Origin of the sequence: Mixta mediterraneensis (assembly GCF_030283135.1) — a bacterium.
Taxonomy (GTDB): Bacteria; Pseudomonadota; Gammaproteobacteria; order Enterobacterales; family Enterobacteriaceae; genus Pantoea; species Pantoea mediterraneensis.
Genome location: NZ_JASUAZ010000016.1, coordinates 24,181 through 40,590, shown reverse-complemented (window position 1 = coordinate 40,590; position 16,410 = coordinate 24,181). Strand labels below are relative to the sequence as shown.

Annotated in this window: 12 protein-coding genes and 1 pseudogene; 7 read left to right on the top strand and 6 right to left on the bottom strand. The window is 52.9% G+C overall.

The window, feature by feature from the left end:
• The first annotated feature begins 48 nt into the window (after positions 1-48).
• Positions 49-894 (top strand): N-acetylmuramoyl-L-alanine amidase AmiA, encoded by an 846-nt coding sequence (amiA, locus tag QRY16_RS11660; RefSeq protein WP_289776678.1) that lies wholly within the window; start codon positions 49-51, stop codon positions 892-894.
• Positions 895-1,051: 157 nt separating this feature from the next.
• Positions 1,052-1,963: an oxygen-dependent coproporphyrinogen oxidase gene (hemF, locus tag QRY16_RS11655; RefSeq protein WP_289776677.1), complete on the top strand. Its 912-nt coding sequence runs from the start codon at positions 1,052-1,054 to the stop codon at positions 1,961-1,963.
• 27 nt (positions 1,964-1,990) lie between these two features.
• Here the strand turns inward: hemF and maeB are convergent.
• Positions 1,991-4,269 (bottom strand): annotated as a pseudogene (gene maeB / locus QRY16_RS11650) (NADP-dependent oxaloacetate-decarboxylating malate dehydrogenase).
• A gap of 349 nt (positions 4,270-4,618) precedes the next feature.
• Between maeB and tal the strand changes: the two are divergent.
• The 3 genes from tal (at position 4,619) to ampH (ending at position 8,947) form a co-directional block, all read left to right on the top strand.
• The gene (tal, locus tag QRY16_RS11645) at positions 4,619-5,569 is read left to right on the top strand and encodes a transaldolase (RefSeq protein WP_289776676.1); all 951 of its coding nucleotides are present in this window, start codon (positions 4,619-4,621) and stop codon (positions 5,567-5,569) included.
• 63 nt (positions 5,570-5,632) lie between these two features.
• Positions 5,633-7,633, top strand: coding sequence for a transketolase (gene tkt / locus QRY16_RS11640; protein WP_289776675.1), 2,001 nt, complete (start codon positions 5,633-5,635; stop codon positions 7,631-7,633).
• 150 nt (positions 7,634-7,783) lie between these two features.
• On the top strand, positions 7,784-8,947 hold the full coding sequence (ampH, locus tag QRY16_RS11635) for a D-alanyl-D-alanine-carboxypeptidase/endopeptidase AmpH (RefSeq protein ID WP_289776674.1): 1,164 nt from the start codon (positions 7,784-7,786) through the stop codon (positions 8,945-8,947).
• Here ampH and QRY16_RS11630 read toward each other — a convergent pair.
• The 5 genes from QRY16_RS11630 to QRY16_RS11610 form a co-directional block, all read right to left on the bottom strand.
• On the bottom strand, positions 8,944-10,017 hold the full coding sequence (locus QRY16_RS11630; RefSeq protein WP_289776673.1) for a DUF1176 domain-containing protein: 1,074 nt from the start codon (positions 10,015-10,017) through the stop codon (positions 8,944-8,946). The two genes, ampH and QRY16_RS11630, sit on opposite strands and share 4 nt — an antisense overlap.
• Before the next feature lie 538 nt (positions 10,018-10,555).
• Positions 10,556-11,134, bottom strand: a complete 579-nt coding sequence (gene nudK, locus QRY16_RS11625) for a GDP-mannose pyrophosphatase NudK (RefSeq protein WP_193404646.1) — start codon at positions 11,132-11,134, stop codon at positions 10,556-10,558.
• Positions 11,135-11,312: 178 nt separating this feature from the next.
• Positions 11,313-11,429: a NapC/NirT family cytochrome c gene (locus tag QRY16_RS22225; protein ID WP_419776125.1), complete on the bottom strand. Its 117-nt coding sequence runs from the start codon at positions 11,427-11,429 to the stop codon at positions 11,313-11,315.
• A 183-nt stretch (positions 11,430-11,612) separates the two neighbouring features.
• Entirely contained in the window at positions 11,613-13,115 is a 1,503-nt protein-coding gene (gene ansP, locus QRY16_RS11615; protein ID WP_289776672.1) for an L-asparagine permease, read from the bottom strand.
• Between the two features lie 274 nt (positions 13,116-13,389).
• A complete protein-coding gene (locus QRY16_RS11610; RefSeq protein WP_289776671.1) occupies positions 13,390-13,662 on the bottom strand; it encodes a YdgH/BhsA/McbA-like domain containing protein in 273 nt (90 codons plus the stop codon).
• A gap of 247 nt (positions 13,663-13,909) precedes the next feature.
• Between QRY16_RS11610 and narQ the strand changes: the two genes are divergently transcribed.
• Both narQ and narL read left to right on the top strand, forming a co-directional pair.
• Positions 13,910-15,598, top strand: a complete 1,689-nt coding sequence (narQ, locus tag QRY16_RS11605) for a nitrate/nitrite two-component system sensor histidine kinase NarQ (RefSeq protein ID WP_289776670.1) — start codon at positions 13,910-13,912, stop codon at positions 15,596-15,598.
• Positions 15,599-15,663: 65 nt separating this feature from the next.
• A complete protein-coding gene (gene narL / locus QRY16_RS11600; RefSeq protein WP_289776669.1) occupies positions 15,664-16,284 on the top strand; it encodes a two-component system response regulator NarL in 621 nt (206 codons plus the stop codon).
• The last annotated feature ends 126 nt before the right edge of the window (positions 16,285-16,410 follow it).

The window sequence follows — 16,410 nt, the reverse complement described above, 5'->3', positions numbered from 1 at the left end:
AAACGCTACGATATAACACGTAGCACGTTTCCCTTCACGGACCTGAATATGAAATTGCTTAAACATTTGACCAACCGTCGCCAGCTGCTGCTTTCAGGCATGGCGCTGGCCATTTTGTCACCGCGCGCTGTACTGGCAAAAGAAGATGCCGCCCTGCCTTCATCGCGTCATTCACATCCTGCCCCACCGGCAAAAAACGGCAAGCGCATCGTGATGCTCGATCCCGGCCACGGCGGGATCGACTCCGGCGCGGTGGGTGAACAAGGGTCAGAAGAGAAACATGTGGTACTGGAGATTGCCAATAACGTGCGCCGTCAGTTGCAGGATCATCCGCATATTGAGGCGCGTCTTACGCGCGACAGCGACCATTTTATTCCACTCTATCAGCGGGTAGAAATTGCTCACCAACACGGCGCGAATCTGTTTATGTCCATTCATGCGGATGGCTTTACCAGCCCGGAAGCCAACGGCGCCTCGGTTTTCGCGCTGTCCAATCGCGGCGCCAGCAGCACCATGGCGCGCTATCTGTCAAAGCGCGAGAATGATGCGGATAAAATTGGCGGCGCAAAAGTCGAGCAACAGGAGCACTATTTGCAGCAGATCCTGTTCGATCTGGTGCAAACCGACACCATCAAAAATAGCCTGACGCTGGGTAAACATGTGCTCGACCGCATCCGCCCGGTACATCACCTGCATAGTCAGCACACCGAACAAGCCGCGTTTGCTGTCTTAAAATCCCCTTCGATTCCTTCGGTGCTGGTGGAAACGTCTTTTATTACCAATCCACACGAAGAGCTGCTGCTTGGTACGCATGCGTTTCGCCAGAAAATTGCCAGCGCCATCGCCGATGGCATTGTGAATTATTTTGCTGAGTACGATCGCCACACGGCTTAAATTTACGTCCTGGTTCGCGCGGCGGCGCACTGATTATCGCCATCCGTCCCGACTGCATGGGTGGAAGGCTGCCGTGACTTATGCGCTTGCCAGCTTTCCGCAGCGCGGATTATTTAGGATATAATGCCGGTAAAATTTGCAAACTTAAGCGATAAACATGCCTGATATTTCACGCGTAAAAGCCTTTTTGCTGCAATTGCAGGAAGATATTTGTCACCGTCTCGCCGCCGAAGACGGTGGCGCACAGTTTGCCCAGGACAGCTGGCAGCGGCCGGGGGGCGGGGGCGGACGCAGCCGTGTGCTGCGCGATGGCGCGGTATTTGAACAGGCGGGCGTCAATTTTTCCCACGTGCATGGCGATCAAATGCCCGCGTCGGCAACCGCGCATCGTCCTGAACTGGCGGGCCGCAGCTTCGAAGCGATGGGCGTGTCGCTGGTCATTCATCCCCGTAACCCCTATGTTCCCACCAGTCACGCTAACGTGCGTTTTTTCATTGCCGAAAAACCCGGTGCCGATCCGGTGTGGTGGTTTGGCGGTGGGTTTGATCTGACGCCCTACTACGGTTTTGAAGAAGATGCGCTTCACTGGCATCAAACCGCTTTCGATCTGTGTCAGCCGTTTGGTAACGATGTTTATTCACGCTACAAGAAATGGTGCGATGACTATTTTTACATAAAGCATCGTGACGAGCAGCGCGGCATTGGCGGGCTGTTTTTTGACGATCTCAACACCCTCGATTTCGACCACTGTTTTCGCTTTATGCAGGCAGTTGGCAACGGTTTTATGGCGGCCTATCAGCCGATTGTAGCACGCCGCAAAGCCCTTCCGTGGGGCGAACGTGAGCGCCAGTTCCAGCTTTATCGTCGCGGACGTTATGTGGAATTCAATCTGGTATGGGATCGCGGTACGTTGTTTGGCCTTCAGACCGGCGGGCGCACCGAATCAATTTTGATGTCAATGCCGCCGCTGGTGCGCTGGGAATACGATTACCACCCGGAAGCCGGTTCGGCAGAAGCCGCGTTGTACCGCGACTTCTTGCCTGTCCGCGACTGGATTGTGCCCAAATAGCGACCTTGGTAGCCACGCTGAAGGCGATCATAAAGGCTGGGTTTGGGCTTCAACCACGGCCAGTGCCACCATATTGACGATGCGTCGCACCGAGGCGATGCGGGTCAGTATATGCACTGGTTTGGTAATCCCCATCAATACTGGCCCGACCGTTACCCCTTCTGAACACGATACGCGTAGCAGATTGTAACTAATGCGTGCCGCTTCGACGTTAGGCATGACCAGCACGTTTGCGGTGCCTTTCAGCGGGCTGTCCGGCATGACGTCGCGGCGAATACTTTCGATCAAAGCCGCATCGCCGTGCATTTCACCGTCTATTTCCAGTTCCGGCGCGCGCTGCCTGATCAGTGCCAGCGCATCACGCATTTTGCGTGCGCCTGGCGCATCCGAGGTGCCAAAACTGGAGTGTGACAGCAACGCCACGCGCGGCTCAATGCCGAAGCGCCGCACGGTTTCTGCCGCCATCAAAGTAATATCGGTGAGCTGCTCCGGCGTCGGATCTTCATTCACATAGGTATCCGTAATAAAGGTATTGCCGCTCGGCAGCAATAACGCGTTCATCGCGCCTGCCACTTTCACGTCATCACGAAAACCAAATACCTTTTCGATCACTTCATAATGCTCACGGTATTCGCCAATGGTGCCGCAAATCAGCGCATCAGCTTCGCCACGATGAACCATAATGGCCCCAATTAAGGTCGGATTGCCGATCACGGCACGCTGCGCCTGCTCCGGCGATACGCCGCGCCGCTTCATCATCTGGTAATATTCATTCCAGTACGCTTTAAAGCGTGGATCGGATTCGTTGTTCACTATCTCAAAATCTTTACCTGCCTCAATCTTCAAACCCTGCTTTTGTAAACGCATAGCAATAACATTAGGACGCCCAATCAAAATCGGTTTCGCCAGCCCCAGCGAGACCAGTTCCTGCGTAGCGTGCAGCACACGACCTCTTCGCCTTCCGCCATGACCACGCGCTTCGGCGCCTTGCGTGCCTGAGAAAAAATCGGCTTCATAAAAAGATTGGTTTTATAGACGAATTCCGTGAGGTGCTCGCGATACCCATCGAAGTCTTCAATGGGCCGGGTAGCCACGCCCGAATCCATTGCTGCTTTGGCAACGGCCGGGGCAATTTGCACGATCAAACGCGGATCAAAAGGTTTTGGGATCAGATATTCCGGACCAAAACTAAGGTCCTGATCGTCATAAGCTGATGCTACCACATCGCTCTGTTCGGCCTGCGCCAGCGCCGCAATGGCATGCACCGCCGCCAGCTTCATCTCTTCATTAATGGCTGTCGCGCCCACATCCAGCGCGCCGCGAAAAATAAACGGAAAACACAATACGTTATTGACCTGATTAGGAAAGTCGGAGCGACCAGTACAGATAATCGCGTCGGGACACACGGCTTTCGCCAGCGGCGGCATGATTTCCGGCTCGGGGTTGGCCAGCGCCAGAATCAGCGGGTCTTTCGCCATCTTTTCAACCATGTCTGGCGTCAGTACGCCCGGACCCGAACAGCCAAGGAAAATATCCGCACCCGCAATCACCTCTTCCAGCTTGCGCTTGCCGGTATCTTCTGTCGCGTAATCTGCTTTGGTCGGCACCATATTTTCATCGCGTCCCTGGTAGATAACGCCTTTGGAATCGCAGACCACTATGTTGTGCTTCTCCAGCCCCAGTGCCACCAGCAAATTCATGCAGGCGATAGCGGATGCACCTGCGCCGGACACAACCAGCCGCACGTCAGAAATCGCTTTTTTGACAATGCGTAAGCCGTTTAAAACGGCGGCGGTACAGATGATTGCCGTACCGTGCTGATCGTCGTGAAAAACGGGGATTTTCATCCGTTTGCGCAGCTGCTGCTCAATATAAAAACATTCGGGGGCTTTAATGTCCTCCAGATTGATACCGCCAAATGTCGGTTCCAGAGCAGCAATGATCTCAATCAGCTTGTCAGGTTCCCGCTCATCAATTTCGATGTCAAAGACGTCAATGCCAGCAAATTTCTTAAACAGCACCCCTTTGCCTTCCATCACCGGTTTGCCCGCCAGCGCGCCAATGTTACCCAGCCCCAGCACCGCCGTGCCGTTGGAGATTACCGCCACCAGATTGCTACGCGCGGTATATTTATGCGCAGCCTGCGGATCCTGTGCTATCTCCAGGCATGGGGCTGCAACGCCTGGTGAATAGGCCAGCGCCAGATCGCGCTGCGTCGCTAACGGTTTAGTGGGTGAAACCTGAATCTTGCCGGGCGTGGGATATTGATGAAAATCAAGCGCGCTTTGCTTCAGTTGATCATCCATTTGGCATCCTTAATCGTCAGGAAAAGTTGTTCCAGTATAGGGAGCCATATCTGGCCAGACGGTGAAGGTGCTCAAAGAAGCGCCTTTACAAACGGCACAGATTGCTACAGTGCAGCCAGCGGCATTTGCTTAGGCTGCTATGCTTAAAGATGGAATAAGGCGCACCTGACGGTTTATTAGCAGACGGCAACGCCACACGCTTCCCCAATGGCAACAATCAGAGAAACCGTATTTTCATATGAAAGTGTCTGTTGCAATGTGATAGGTCCGCGTTACCGGAAACAGAACGGCTGCGAAGCCAAAGGTGCCCCCTTTTCGCTTTAATGATTTCTTTTCAAGGAGTTTAGAGATGAACCAGCTAGAAGCCTTAAAACAGTTCACCACCGTGGTGGCGGACAGTGGCGATATTGAATCCATTCGTAATTATCATCCTGAAGACGCCACCACCAACCCTTCCCTCATTCTCAAAGCTTCCGGTCTCGACGCCTACAAACATCTGATTGACGACGCCATTGCCTATGCTAAAAAGCAAGGCGGCAGTAAAGAGACGCAAATCATCAATGCCAGTGACAAAGTGGCGATTAACCTTGGTATGGAAATCCTGAAAAGCGTACCGGGCCGTGTTTCGACCGAAGTGGATGCTCGCCTCTCTTTCGATCGTGGCATGTGTGTCACTAAAGCAGAAAAATTGGTTCGGCTGTACGAAGAAAACGGTATTGACCGCTCGCGTATCCTGATCAAACTGGCGTCCACCTGGGAGGGCATCCGTGCAGCAGAAGAGCTGGAGAAAAACGGCATTAACTGTAACCTGACGCTGCTGTTCTCCTTCGCTCAGGCGCGGGCCTGCGCCGAAGCGGGTGTGTTCCTGGTTTCACCTTTCGTGGGTCGTATTTATGACTGGTATAACACCCGCAAGCCCCTGGACCCCTATGTAGTTGAAGAAGATCCGGGAGTGAAATCCGTACGTCGCATCTACGACTATTACAAAAAGCACCGCTACAGCACCATTATTATGGGAGCCAGCTTCCGTAAGGTAGAGCAAATCGTCGCCCTGGCTGGCTGTGATCGCCTGACCATTTCGCCAAACCTGCTGGAAGAGCTGCAAAACAGCGATGCGCCCGTTGAACGCAAGCTGGAGCCCTCAACCGAAGGCTTCCATCAACCCTCCTCGCTGTCTGAAGCCGAATTCCGTTGGGAACATAACCAGGATCCGATGGCGGTAGAAAAACTGTCTGACGGTATTCGCCAGTTCGCGGTTGATCAGCAGAAACTGGAAGATGTGCTCGCTGCTCGTCTGTAGTTTTCATCACATTCTTCTCGGACGAGAGCTTTCTCGTCCGCAGGCATAACAAGGGAGAACCCTATGTCATCACGCAGAGAGTTGGCAAACGCGATTCGTGCATTAAGTATGGATGCAGTACAGAAAGCAAACTCAGGCCATCCCGGCGCACCAATGGGCATGGCAGACATCGCGGAAGTGTTATGGCGCGATTTTCTGCACCATAATCCAACCAACCCCGCATGGCTTGATCGCGACCGCTTTATTCTTTCTAACGGCCACGGCTCAATGCTGCTGTATAGCCTGTTGCATCTGACCGGCTACGATTTACCTATGGAAGAGTTGAAAAACTTCCGTCAGTTACACTCAAAAACGCCGGGCCACCCGGAAATCGGTTACACGCCCGGCGTCGAAACCACGACGGGGCCGCTGGGCCAGGGTTTAGCCAATGCTGTCGGTTTAGCGATTGCTGAGCGCACGTTAGCCGCGCAGTTTAACCGTCCCGACCACGAAATCATCGACCATTTCACCTATGTCTTTATGGGCGATGGCTGTCTGATGGAAGGCATTTCGCACGAAGTCAGCTCGCTGGCGGGTACGCTGGGCCTTGGCAAACTGATTGGATTTTACGATCACAACGGTATTTCCATTGATGGGGAAACCGAAGGCTGGTTTACCGATGATACCCATAAACGCTTCGAAGCTTACAACTGGCACGTAATTGGCGATATTGACGGGCACGACCCGGAAGCCATCAGCCAGGCGATTAAAGAAGCGCAAAGCGTGACGGATAAGCCGTCGCTGATTATTTGTCGCACCGTTATTGGTTTTGGTTCGCCGAATAAAGCCGGTAAAGAAGAGGCGCACGGCGCAGCGCTGGGCGAAGAAGAGATCGCGCTGACGCGTAAGCAGCTCGGCTGGAATTATCCGCCGTTCGAAATCCCCAAAGAGATTTATCAGCAATGGGATGCTAAAGCCGCAGGTGCCGAGCGTGAAAAAGCCTGGAACGCCAAACTGGAAGCCTATAAGCAGGCACATCCCGAACTGGCACAGGAATATCTGCGTCGCATGAATGGCGAAATGCCATCGGCCTGGAAAGCGGACGCGGCGAAATTTATTGCTGATCTGCAGGCTAATCCACAAAAAATCGCCAGCCGTAAAGCATCGCAAAACTCGCTGGAAGTTTATGGCAAGCTGCTGCCGGAACTCCTCGGCGGTTCCGCTGACCTTGCGCCAAGCAACCTCACCATCTGGTCAGGGTCAAAATCGATTAAAGAAGACTGGGCCGGTAATTACATTCACTACGGCGTACGTGAATTCGGGATGACTGCCATTGCCAACGGCATTGCGCATCACGGCGGCTTTGTCCCTTACACCGCAACCTTCCTGATGTTTGTGGAATACGCACGTAATGCAGCGCGTATGGCGGCGTTGATGAAAGCGCGCCACATTATGGTTTATACCCATGATTCGATCGGTTTGGGCGAAGATGGACCAACGCACCAGCCAGTTGAGCAACTCGCCAGTCTGCGCCTGACGCCCAATATGAGCGTCTGGCGTCCGTGCGATCAGGTGGAAACCGCAGTGGCGTGGAAAGCGGCCGTTGAACGCCATCATGGCCCCACCGCGCTGATCCTGTCACGTCAAAATCTGGCACAACCGGAGCGTACCCAGGCGCAGGTTGAAAACATTGCGCGCGGCGGTTATGTGCTGAAGGATTGTGACGGCACGCCGGAACTGATCCTCATCGCTACCGGTTCAGAGATGGAAATCACGCTGGGTGCAGCCGAAAAACTGACCACCGGCGGCCATAAAGTACGCGTAGTCTCGCTGCCGTCAACCGATCTGTTTGATGCCCAGGATAAGGCCTATCGCGAATCGGTACTGCCATCAACGGTGAAAGCGCGTGTGGCAGTCGAAGCCGGTATTGCAGATTACTGGTTTAAATACGTTGGCCTTGATGGAGCTATCGTTGGTATGACCACCTTTGGTGAGTCTGCACCAGCCAGCAAACTGTTCACCGAGTTTGGCTTCACGATCGAGAATATCGTCAGTCATGCTGAAGCATTACTCAAGCCAGTGTAATGCTTTTGCCCTTCCCGCTCAGTCGGGAAGGGCCATTTCAGTTCATCTTCTGAAACAGAAAAAAATCCGCTTTTCCCTCTTCCCGTCCGGCCTAAACTGATTACTATAGGTTTTCCTCTGATCCTGATAGCGTACCCACGCCTGTTGAAAATGCGCATACCTTATTTACTGGCCTTAATGGTTTCTCTGCTTCCATTAAAAAGCATGGCGCAGGTCGCGCCCGATCCGTTACTCGCTTCGCAAATTGTGGATCGCTACGCTGAGCATATCTTTTACGGCAGCGGCGCAACCGGGATGGCGCTGGTGGCGATTGATGGTAATCAGCGCGTATTCACCAGTTTTGGTGATACCCGACCGGGCAATAACGTGCGTCCGCAAAAAGATTCCCTGATCCGTATTGCCTCGCTGAGCAAGTTAATGACCAGCGAAATCATGGTAAAACTGGCCGAGCGTGGTCAGATTAACCTTGACGATCCGCTGAGCAAATATGCACCGCCTGGCGTTCGTGTTCCCAGCTACAATGGTCAACCTATTCGCCTGATCAATTTATCCACCCACACCAGCGGACTGCCACGTGAGCAGCCGGGCGGTAAACCGCACCGACCGGTGTTTATCTGGCCAACACGCAGCGAACGCTGGGATTGGCTGCCCCATGCCACCCTGAAAGCCGCACCGGGTACCGATGCGTCCTATTCTAACCTCGGTTATGATTTGCTCGGCGATGCACTGTCACGCGCCGCAGGTAAACCCTACCCGGCACTGTTCCAGCAGCTGATTACGCGCCCGCTTGGCATGAAAGATACAACCTTTACGCCGTCGCCCGAACAGTGCGGACGCCTGATGGTGGCAGAGAAAGGGGCCAGCCCGTGTAACAATACGCTGGCGGCCATTGGCAGCGGCGGCGTCTATTCCACCCCAGATGATATGAGCCGCTGGATGCAGCAGTTTCTTAACTCAGCGGTAAGCCAACGTACGCCGCAGATTGATCGTCTGCAAACGCTGATTTATCGTCGCGACCAGTTGCAGAAAGTCGAAGGCATGGATGTACCGGGCAAAGCTGACGCGCTGGGTATGGGTTGGGTGTATATGGAGCCAAAAGACGGACGCCCTGGCATTATTCAGAAAACTGGCGGCGGCGGCGGCTTTATTACCTATATGGCGATGGTGCCGCAGCATAACGTCGGGGTATTTGTCGTCGTTACGCGTTCGCCGCTGACCCGCTTTACGCCGATGAGCGATGGGGTCAATAACATGCTGGCCGAGCTGGTTGGCAACCAAACCGGGTCACCCATGATGGTACAGGCCATGCGTTAACGCTGTTGCGTGGCTGAATTTGACTGGCTCACCCATAACGTGGGCCAGTCATCGCTGCTGTGCCATGCATCGCAGGTTGATTCCTGTGCGTATTCCGCCAGCACGAAGTTGTTGCCATCAAACTGCCAGCGCGTTGCCGTTCCACAGTCTCCCAGGCCACGACCTTTACTAAAGGTATACAGCAAACCGGTTGCCGCATCATATTCCGCATTAATCAGTTCAAGCTGACGTTCATTCGTCGTCGGCGGCGTAAAGGGCAACGTCAGGCTAATACCGCGTGCGATATAAGGTTGGGTGCGCGTCACTTCAAACGCCAAATCGATCATGTTATAAGCGCCCATTTCGCAACTCACCAGCAGCAAAGCTTTATGGTCAGTTAATGGCGAAACGCTGACTTCACGCCGCATGGGATCAAGAGAACAGGAGTCAGTATTGATGCGCCAGGTGCCATAATCAATTAAGCCGCTGGTTTCTTCACGCGTAAGGGCTGCCGGTTGCTGCGGTGTCGGGGGTAAGCGTGGCAGCGCGGGCTGTGGCGGCACATCCCAGCTAGCGCGATCACCACGCTTTACCCAGGCGCTCATGCCGTTAACCCGCCCTTGTATATCGTCCATTAGCAGTAGCGCAGCTTTCATACCACGCAGCGAAATCAACGCCCTGGGATCAAAAGTAAGTTGCAGACTTTTTGCTTCTATCACCAGATCAAGAAACTCATCAATGGCGATAGCATTACTGGTAGCGAGATGATGTGGCTCGACCGTCCAGTGTTTCAGATCGGGTCGCAGGCGGCGTTGGTCAATGAGCAGATTGTCTTTCAGCGCCCCGCCGGGTAACTCACCGCTGTAGGCACTGCCGTAGTCGATACGCAACAAGGGGCGATCGTTCACCCCCGCATGGCGCGAAATCGTCATCACTAATCCATTGTCGCCCGGAATATTGCGTACCACGCAAAAGGCCGCATTGTTACAGGTCATCTGCCAGTCAGAAAATGACTTTTGCAGCGGAGCGGCCCGTACGCTGGCAACAAAAAGAAAAGACAATACAAACAGCGTCTTCATCCAATACGACATTAATAAAACCGGTCCCCAAATTTTTAGAGTGGAGATGATAGCGCAACAGCGAACCTGGCGAAGCCCGGAAAATGTGACCCCGCCCAGAAAGCATCGTTAACTGCTTAAAAAACGTTCAGCGTCACGTCATATCGTAAAAGTGAAGCACAGGAAATCATCATCGTCATTGCCGCTAACGCGCTCAATCGGATTCCTCGGACAATTCATCGTCACGAATTGGTCAAATCGGCGTCAACGGCCAAAAACAGTCATAGTATAGACACTCTTTCTTGCGGGTTATTCCTCAGGTTCGATCATGAAGGCTGACGCGGAAAATAGATTGCTGACGCCAAAAAAAGAGTCACAAGCCAGTTCGCCACACGCAGCAGACAGCCTGCTAATGCGCACATCAGGCATGGCTGGCGAAACGCGGGGTCAGAGGGTGTGCCTCAGCAGGTAGAGCACGCAGACGCGGCATATTTAATGCCGCCCTAGGCGAACGTGTGGAAGGTTTGCAGACGCACCCGGCAAGCCAGGGCTGTGGCGCCGGGCGAAGACGTTAAGGAGTGAGCCAACCGACAAGTTGGGCGTGTTGCAAAAGCATGATGGTTTTACCATCGCGGATGCGCCCATCTTTTACCATCGCTAACGCGTCAGGAAAAGTGAGTTCCAGTACGTCGATAACTTCATCATCAACGCCGCCACCTGCATTGGCACGCAGCGAATCATTATACTCAGCCGCAAAAAAGTGAATCATTTCAGTGACGCCGCCTGGCGACATATAGCATGCGTAGAGTTTTTCCACCTCGCCCACCGCATAACCCGTTTCCTCAATGGCTTCTTTGCGGATGCAATCTTCCGGCGAGTCGTCGTCGAGTAGTCCGGCACAGGCTTCAATCAGCATGCCGCTTTCATTGCCGTTGACATAGGTCGCGATACGGAACTGGCGCGTCAGCACTACGCTATTTTTTTCACGGTTATAAAGCAGGATGGTCGCACCATTGCCCCGGTCGTACACCTCGCGTTTGTGACGCAGCACGTCACCCGCTTTGTCGGTGAGTTCATACGTGAAGTTGCGCAGAACAAACCAGTTCTCAGACAGCAATTTCTCTTTGATGATATTGATCTTTAACGACATGCGCTCTCCGCGTTTTTGAAGGGAGCTTCACATCTTAGGACGCCACACACCGAAAAACTATCTGAAATGTGATGTAGCGCACCATAAGTTGGGTGCGCTGGCCCGCTTAAAAACCGTTGGGATTATTTTTCCTGTCCGTTAAAGGGTGCACAATGCCTTTATGACAGTCGATATAGGTTTATCCAGTTGCTACTGCACTGGCATGGATTTTAGCGGCAACGGTTTTCTGCTGGGCGAAATATCTCTCTTCGAAGTTGTGGTAGTTTCGACACGCCTGCGAATGATTTTTCTTCATAGCACGATGCCGCCCTTATCTCAGTAACAAACAGTTGCTATCGCGCAAAATAATCCGACCATTTACCGGGAAATATCCTTCAAAGGGCATCTTTCCTGAAGCTGGATTAAATAAAGTGGAAATGGCATGAGGTGGGATCAAAAAAACCAGCCCGAAGGCTGGCTAAAGCGCGTTTATGGCCGTTTAGCGCGACGCTTCATCAACCAGTTTGATCGAACTGGCATCATCCTGGCTATGCAGATGATCGTGTTCCGTCTGTGCAATAGCATTTACGCGCTTACGCACGCCAAACCAGCCGAGCACCAGAACCACCGCAATCAGCGGGATAGACGCAATGGTATAAGTGCCGTTCGGGTAGTCAAAAGCCATTAATACCAGCACGCTAAACAGGAACAGCAGCGTCAGCCACGAGGTGAATGGCGCGCCAGGCAGTTTGAAGCTGACATCGTCCGCTTTGCCTTCTTTGATCGCCTTACGCAGGCGCAGCTGGCACACCACGATAAACGCCCATGAAGATATAATGCCCAGCGAAGCGATATTCAGGACTATTTCAAACACTTGCGAAGGGACATAATAATTCAGCACCACGCCGATAACGTACACACCAATAGTGACCAGGATTCCGGCGTAGGGCACTTGCTGGCCGCTCATTTTCGCCATGAATTTCGGCGCCGATCCGCCCATCGACATAGAACGCAGAATGCGGCCGGTTGAATACAGCCCTGAGTTCAGGCTCGACAGCGCTGCGCTCAATACGACGATATTCATTATGCTGCCAATATAAGGCACGCCGAGTTTAGAGAAGAAAGTGACAAACGGACTTTGTCCCGCCTGGTAGGCATTCCACGGCAGCAGCAGTACCAGCAGTACCACCGAACCCACGTAAAAAAGGCCAATACGCCAAATCACGCTGTTAATGGCTTTCGGCAGCATGGTTTTTGGATCTTTACATTCGCCTGCCGCCGTTCCTACCAGCTCAATCGAGGCGAAGGCGAACACCACACCCTGAATTAACACCAGCGCCGGTAACAAGCCGTGCGGAAACAGCCCGCCATTATCGGTTATTAAATGGAAGCCGGTGGTGCTGCCAGCCAGCGGTTTGCCGGTGCCCAAAAACACCACGCCGACCACCAGGAACACCACAATCGCCAGCACTTTGATTAATGCAAACCAGAACTCCATTTCAGCGAACCATTTAACGCCAATCATGTTCATGGTGCCGACAATCGCCAGCGCGCCCAAAGCAAAAACCCATTGCGGCACATCACCAAACGCGCCCCAGTAATGCATATAAAGTGCAACGGCGGTAATATCGACAATACCGGTCATGGCCCAGTTGACGAAGTACATCCAGCCCGCTACATAGGAGGCTTTCTCACCAAGAAACTCACGCGCGTAAGAAACAAAATTACCACTGCTTGGACGGTGTAAAACCAGTTCGCCCAGGGCGCGTAAGATAAAAAATGAGAAGATCCCGCAAACCAGATAGATGATTGTTAAGGCAGGACCGGCCGCTTGTAAACGCGCACCCGCGCCGAGGAACAAGCCAGTGCCGATAGCTCCCCCAATCGCAATCATTTGTACGTGACGGTTACCCATCGCTTTCTGGTAGCCGGTATCGTGAGAGTTCAGCCAACGTCTTTTCGCAGCACGCATCTCGGCTGCGGTTTTTTTAGTAGATTTCATAGCCTTCCTGTTTGTCCTGACCATCAATCCACGGCAAAACCAATCGATTGCGTTGAGCCGTGCGAAAGGGGTATTTTCCTCTGTGCGCCTGCCTGTGAGTGAGGCCATAGCAGCGCGGGAATTTACGGCGATGAATCCTACCCGTTCTGCGTGAACGAAGCAAAATATACCGCGGGGATGCACAGAATGATTTGTAAGAATGATTGGTCATACACAAAAAAACCGGCCACTGGCGGGCCGGTAAAAATGACAGGAAGGGAAAACAGAAAGAAATTTAGCGATAGATTTCTGCCGTACCCGTCCACAAGCTGGAGTCGCCTGGGTTATCAACCCCAATAACACGATAATGGCTGGCTCCCCTCTCTGCTGCTTTTTGCGAAAGCTGCTCGGTGGCGTCATCTATAGAACCCCGTACACTGGAAACGGATACGCTCCCTAAACTTTGCATGCTTTGCGCCTGATCGCGGTCAATTGGGGTCGCGGCAAAAGACGAGAACGAAGCGGCAGTCAGTAGGGCACCGGCCAGAACTGCAGTCAGTTTTTTCATGGGATGCTCCTCAGTGAAATCGTTTTGTTTATTCCGATTGAATTATTAGCGACGCAATGAAAGCGAACATCAGCGCAATGTAAAGCTGTTTAACTTTTAACCAATGATGCAGACACAATCCTGGGAAAGGTCAGCTTTGGTTATTTTTTACTCAGCACCTAACCGTCTGTTTGCTTTTTGAGGGGGAATAGCCTGGCGCGCAATTTCTCCTCCTCTATAAACCCGCGCCAGCATCAGGAATACCAAGGTGTTTGTGAAACGTTCCGTAACCCACAGCATTGCTCAGGCGCTTATCGCCATTGTGCTGTTGTCAGTATTAAGTACCGGCCTGGCGTTAATCACCCTTTTCAGTAGTCTGCGCGACGCGGAAGTCATTAATCTGGCCGGTTCGTTACGTATGCAAAGCTATCGCCTGGCGTGGGATGCTGCGCATGAACCGCAGCAGCTTGTGAGTCATTTAGCCCAATATCAGCAGACGCTGGATGCACCGGCATTAAAAAACCTCAATCGCTTCTGGACCCCGCGGGACGTATTCAAACATTATCGCCATCTGCGCCGCGCCTGGCCGCAACTGCAACATAATCTGCAACAAGGTGAAGCTCACCGTTATCAGCAGCAGGTGGCGGTTTACGTCAGTGAAATCGATCGCTTTGTGTTGGGTTTACAGCGTTATGCTGAACTGAAGATGCATCTGGTCGTTGCCAGCAGCCTGCTCGGATTGATTGCCATTGTAGCGCTGGCGCTGCTGACCATTCGCTTTACCCGTCAACAGGTGGTGCGACCACTGAACGCGTTGGTGACCGCCAGTCGCTATATAGAGAACGGTAACTTCGCTTTTCCTCCGCTGGTCGTTGCTCAGGACAATGAATTGCAGATGCTGTCGCAAACCTTTAGCAAGATGGCAATGCGCCTGCAATTACATTATCAACTGCTGGAAAGCACGGTACGTGAGAAAACCGAAGCGCTAACCGAAGCCAACCGTACCCTTTCGCTGCTGTATGAAAGCTCGCAAATGTTAACTGCCAGCCCGCTGCATCCGACGCTTTTTGAAAGCGTACTGGCGAACGTGCTGACGCATGAAGACCTGGCCGCTATCCGGCTAGAGAGTGATCACTTTCTGTTTTGCGCCGGTACTGGTCATCCTTCATTGACATGGCAGCGCGTGCCGTTACGGCAGGACGATCGACTAACGGGCGAATTGCGCTGGCAGGCTAATCACGACGAGCCGCCGGAAGCCTTGATGCACAGCCTGGCGGCAATGCTGGGACGCGCACTCTGGATTTGGCAAACCCAGAAGCAGTATCAGCAAATGTTGTTAATTGAAGAACGTGCCACCATCGCCCGCGAATTACATGACTCCCTGGCCCAGGCGCTGGCATTTTTACGCATTCAACTCACCCTGCTGCGCCGTACTGTAGACCAGGCAGACAGCGCCGCGCAATTTATCATCGCTGACGTTGATCGCGCGTTATCTGATGCCTACCGTCAGCTGCGAGAATTGCTGGCAACCTTTCGTCTTAGCATTGAGCAAGCCGATTTAGTGGCGGCCATGCAGGCAATGATCGCGTCATTGCAAGAACAGGCTGATGCGCGAATTAGCTTTCATTATCAGTCAGGTTTGCAAAACCTTGAGGCACAGCAGCAGGTACATGTTTTACAGATTGCGCGTGAAGCATTACTTAACGCCATTCGTCACGCTAATGCCCAGGAAATTCAGATAGCTTATCAACGTACGTCTGAAGGTGAGCATGTACTGACCATTGCGGACGACGGTGTGGGCATTGCCAGTTCTGATGAGCCGCCGGGACATTACGGCTTAACGACCATGGCGGAACGGGCCGCGCGTTTAGCGGGCAGTTTAAGCATCAGCGTACAGGCGCAAGGTATACAAATAGCGCTGCGCTTTCCGCCACATCCGGGACATCCACTTGAATAAAGAGACAAAAAGCGTAACCGCAGACATACTGTGCGCGTTACAGCATCTTTTTACCGGGAGTTAACATGCTGACCTTAATGATTGTGGATGACCATCCGCTGATGCGCCGGGGCATTCGCCAGCTATTAGCGCTGGAGCCGCGGCTGGACGTGGTGGCCGAAGCCAATAATGGCACCGAAGCGTTGGCTGAAGCACGGCGGCTGGCGCCAGACGTTATTCTGCTCGATCTGAATATGAAAGGCATGTCCGGGCTGGATACGTTAAAAGCCCTGCGCCACGAAGGCATTGCATCTCGTATCCTGGTGCTGACCGTTTCTGATGCACGCGCGGATATTTACGCCATGGTCGATGCTGGGGCTGATGGGTATCTGCTGAAGGACAGCGAACCAGAGAAGTTGCTCAGCCAGATTATGCAGGCGGCGGAGGGTGAAAAAGTATTCAGTGAAGCGGTGGAAAATTATCTCGCCACCCGTCAATACAGCGCCGATCCGTTTCGCCAGCTGACCGAACGCGAACGGGATGTGCTGCAGGAAGTTGCGCGAGGATTATCCAACAAACAGGTTGCCACCACGCTACACATCTCTGAAGAAACGGTGAAGGTACATATTCGCAATCTGCTGCGTAAACTGAATGTGCGCTCCCGCGTTGCCGCTACCGTTATGTGGCTGGAGAATCGTATTAATTAACCTGCCGGGCTGTTTTACACTTTCTCCTTAATTTCTCCACGATTTCCTTACCTGTCGCACGTAGAGTAAGTTACGGCAGAAATATCTAACTGATAGCATTGTTATTCCTCTGCCTGTGCGCATGTT

What these genes read in the sequence shown, in the direction of transcription:
- amiA (WP_289776678.1), top strand. Translation starts at nt 49, where the DNA reads ATGAAATTGCTTAAACATTTGACCAACCGTCGCCAGCTGCTGCTTTCA.
- hemF (WP_289776677.1), top strand. Translation starts at nt 1,052, where the DNA reads ATGCCTGATATTTCACGCGTAAAAGCCTTTTTGCTGCAATTGCAGGAA.
- tal (WP_289776676.1), top strand. Translation starts at nt 4,619, where the DNA reads ATGAACCAGCTAGAAGCCTTAAAACAGTTCACCACCGTGGTGGCGGAC.
- tkt (WP_289776675.1), top strand. Translation starts at nt 5,633, where the DNA reads ATGTCATCACGCAGAGAGTTGGCAAACGCGATTCGTGCATTAAGTATG.
- ampH (WP_289776674.1), top strand. Translation starts at nt 7,784, where the DNA reads ATGCGCATACCTTATTTACTGGCCTTAATGGTTTCTCTGCTTCCATTA.
- QRY16_RS11630 (WP_289776673.1), bottom strand. Translation starts at nt 10,017, where the DNA reads ATGTCGTATTGGATGAAGACGCTGTTTGTATTGTCTTTTCTTTTTGTT.
- nudK (WP_193404646.1), bottom strand. Translation starts at nt 11,134, where the DNA reads ATGTCGTTAAAGATCAATATCATCAAAGAGAAATTGCTGTCTGAGAAC.
- QRY16_RS22225 (WP_419776125.1), bottom strand. Translation starts at nt 11,429, where the DNA reads ATGAAGAAAAATCATTCGCAGGCGTGTCGAAACTACCACAACTTCGAA.
- ansP (WP_289776672.1), bottom strand. Translation starts at nt 13,115, where the DNA reads ATGAAATCTACTAAAAAAACCGCAGCCGAGATGCGTGCTGCGAAAAGA.
- QRY16_RS11610 (WP_289776671.1), bottom strand. Translation starts at nt 13,662, where the DNA reads ATGAAAAAACTGACTGCAGTTCTGGCCGGTGCCCTACTGACTGCCGCT.
- narL (WP_289776669.1), top strand. Translation starts at nt 15,664, where the DNA reads ATGCTGACCTTAATGATTGTGGATGACCATCCGCTGATGCGCCGGGGC.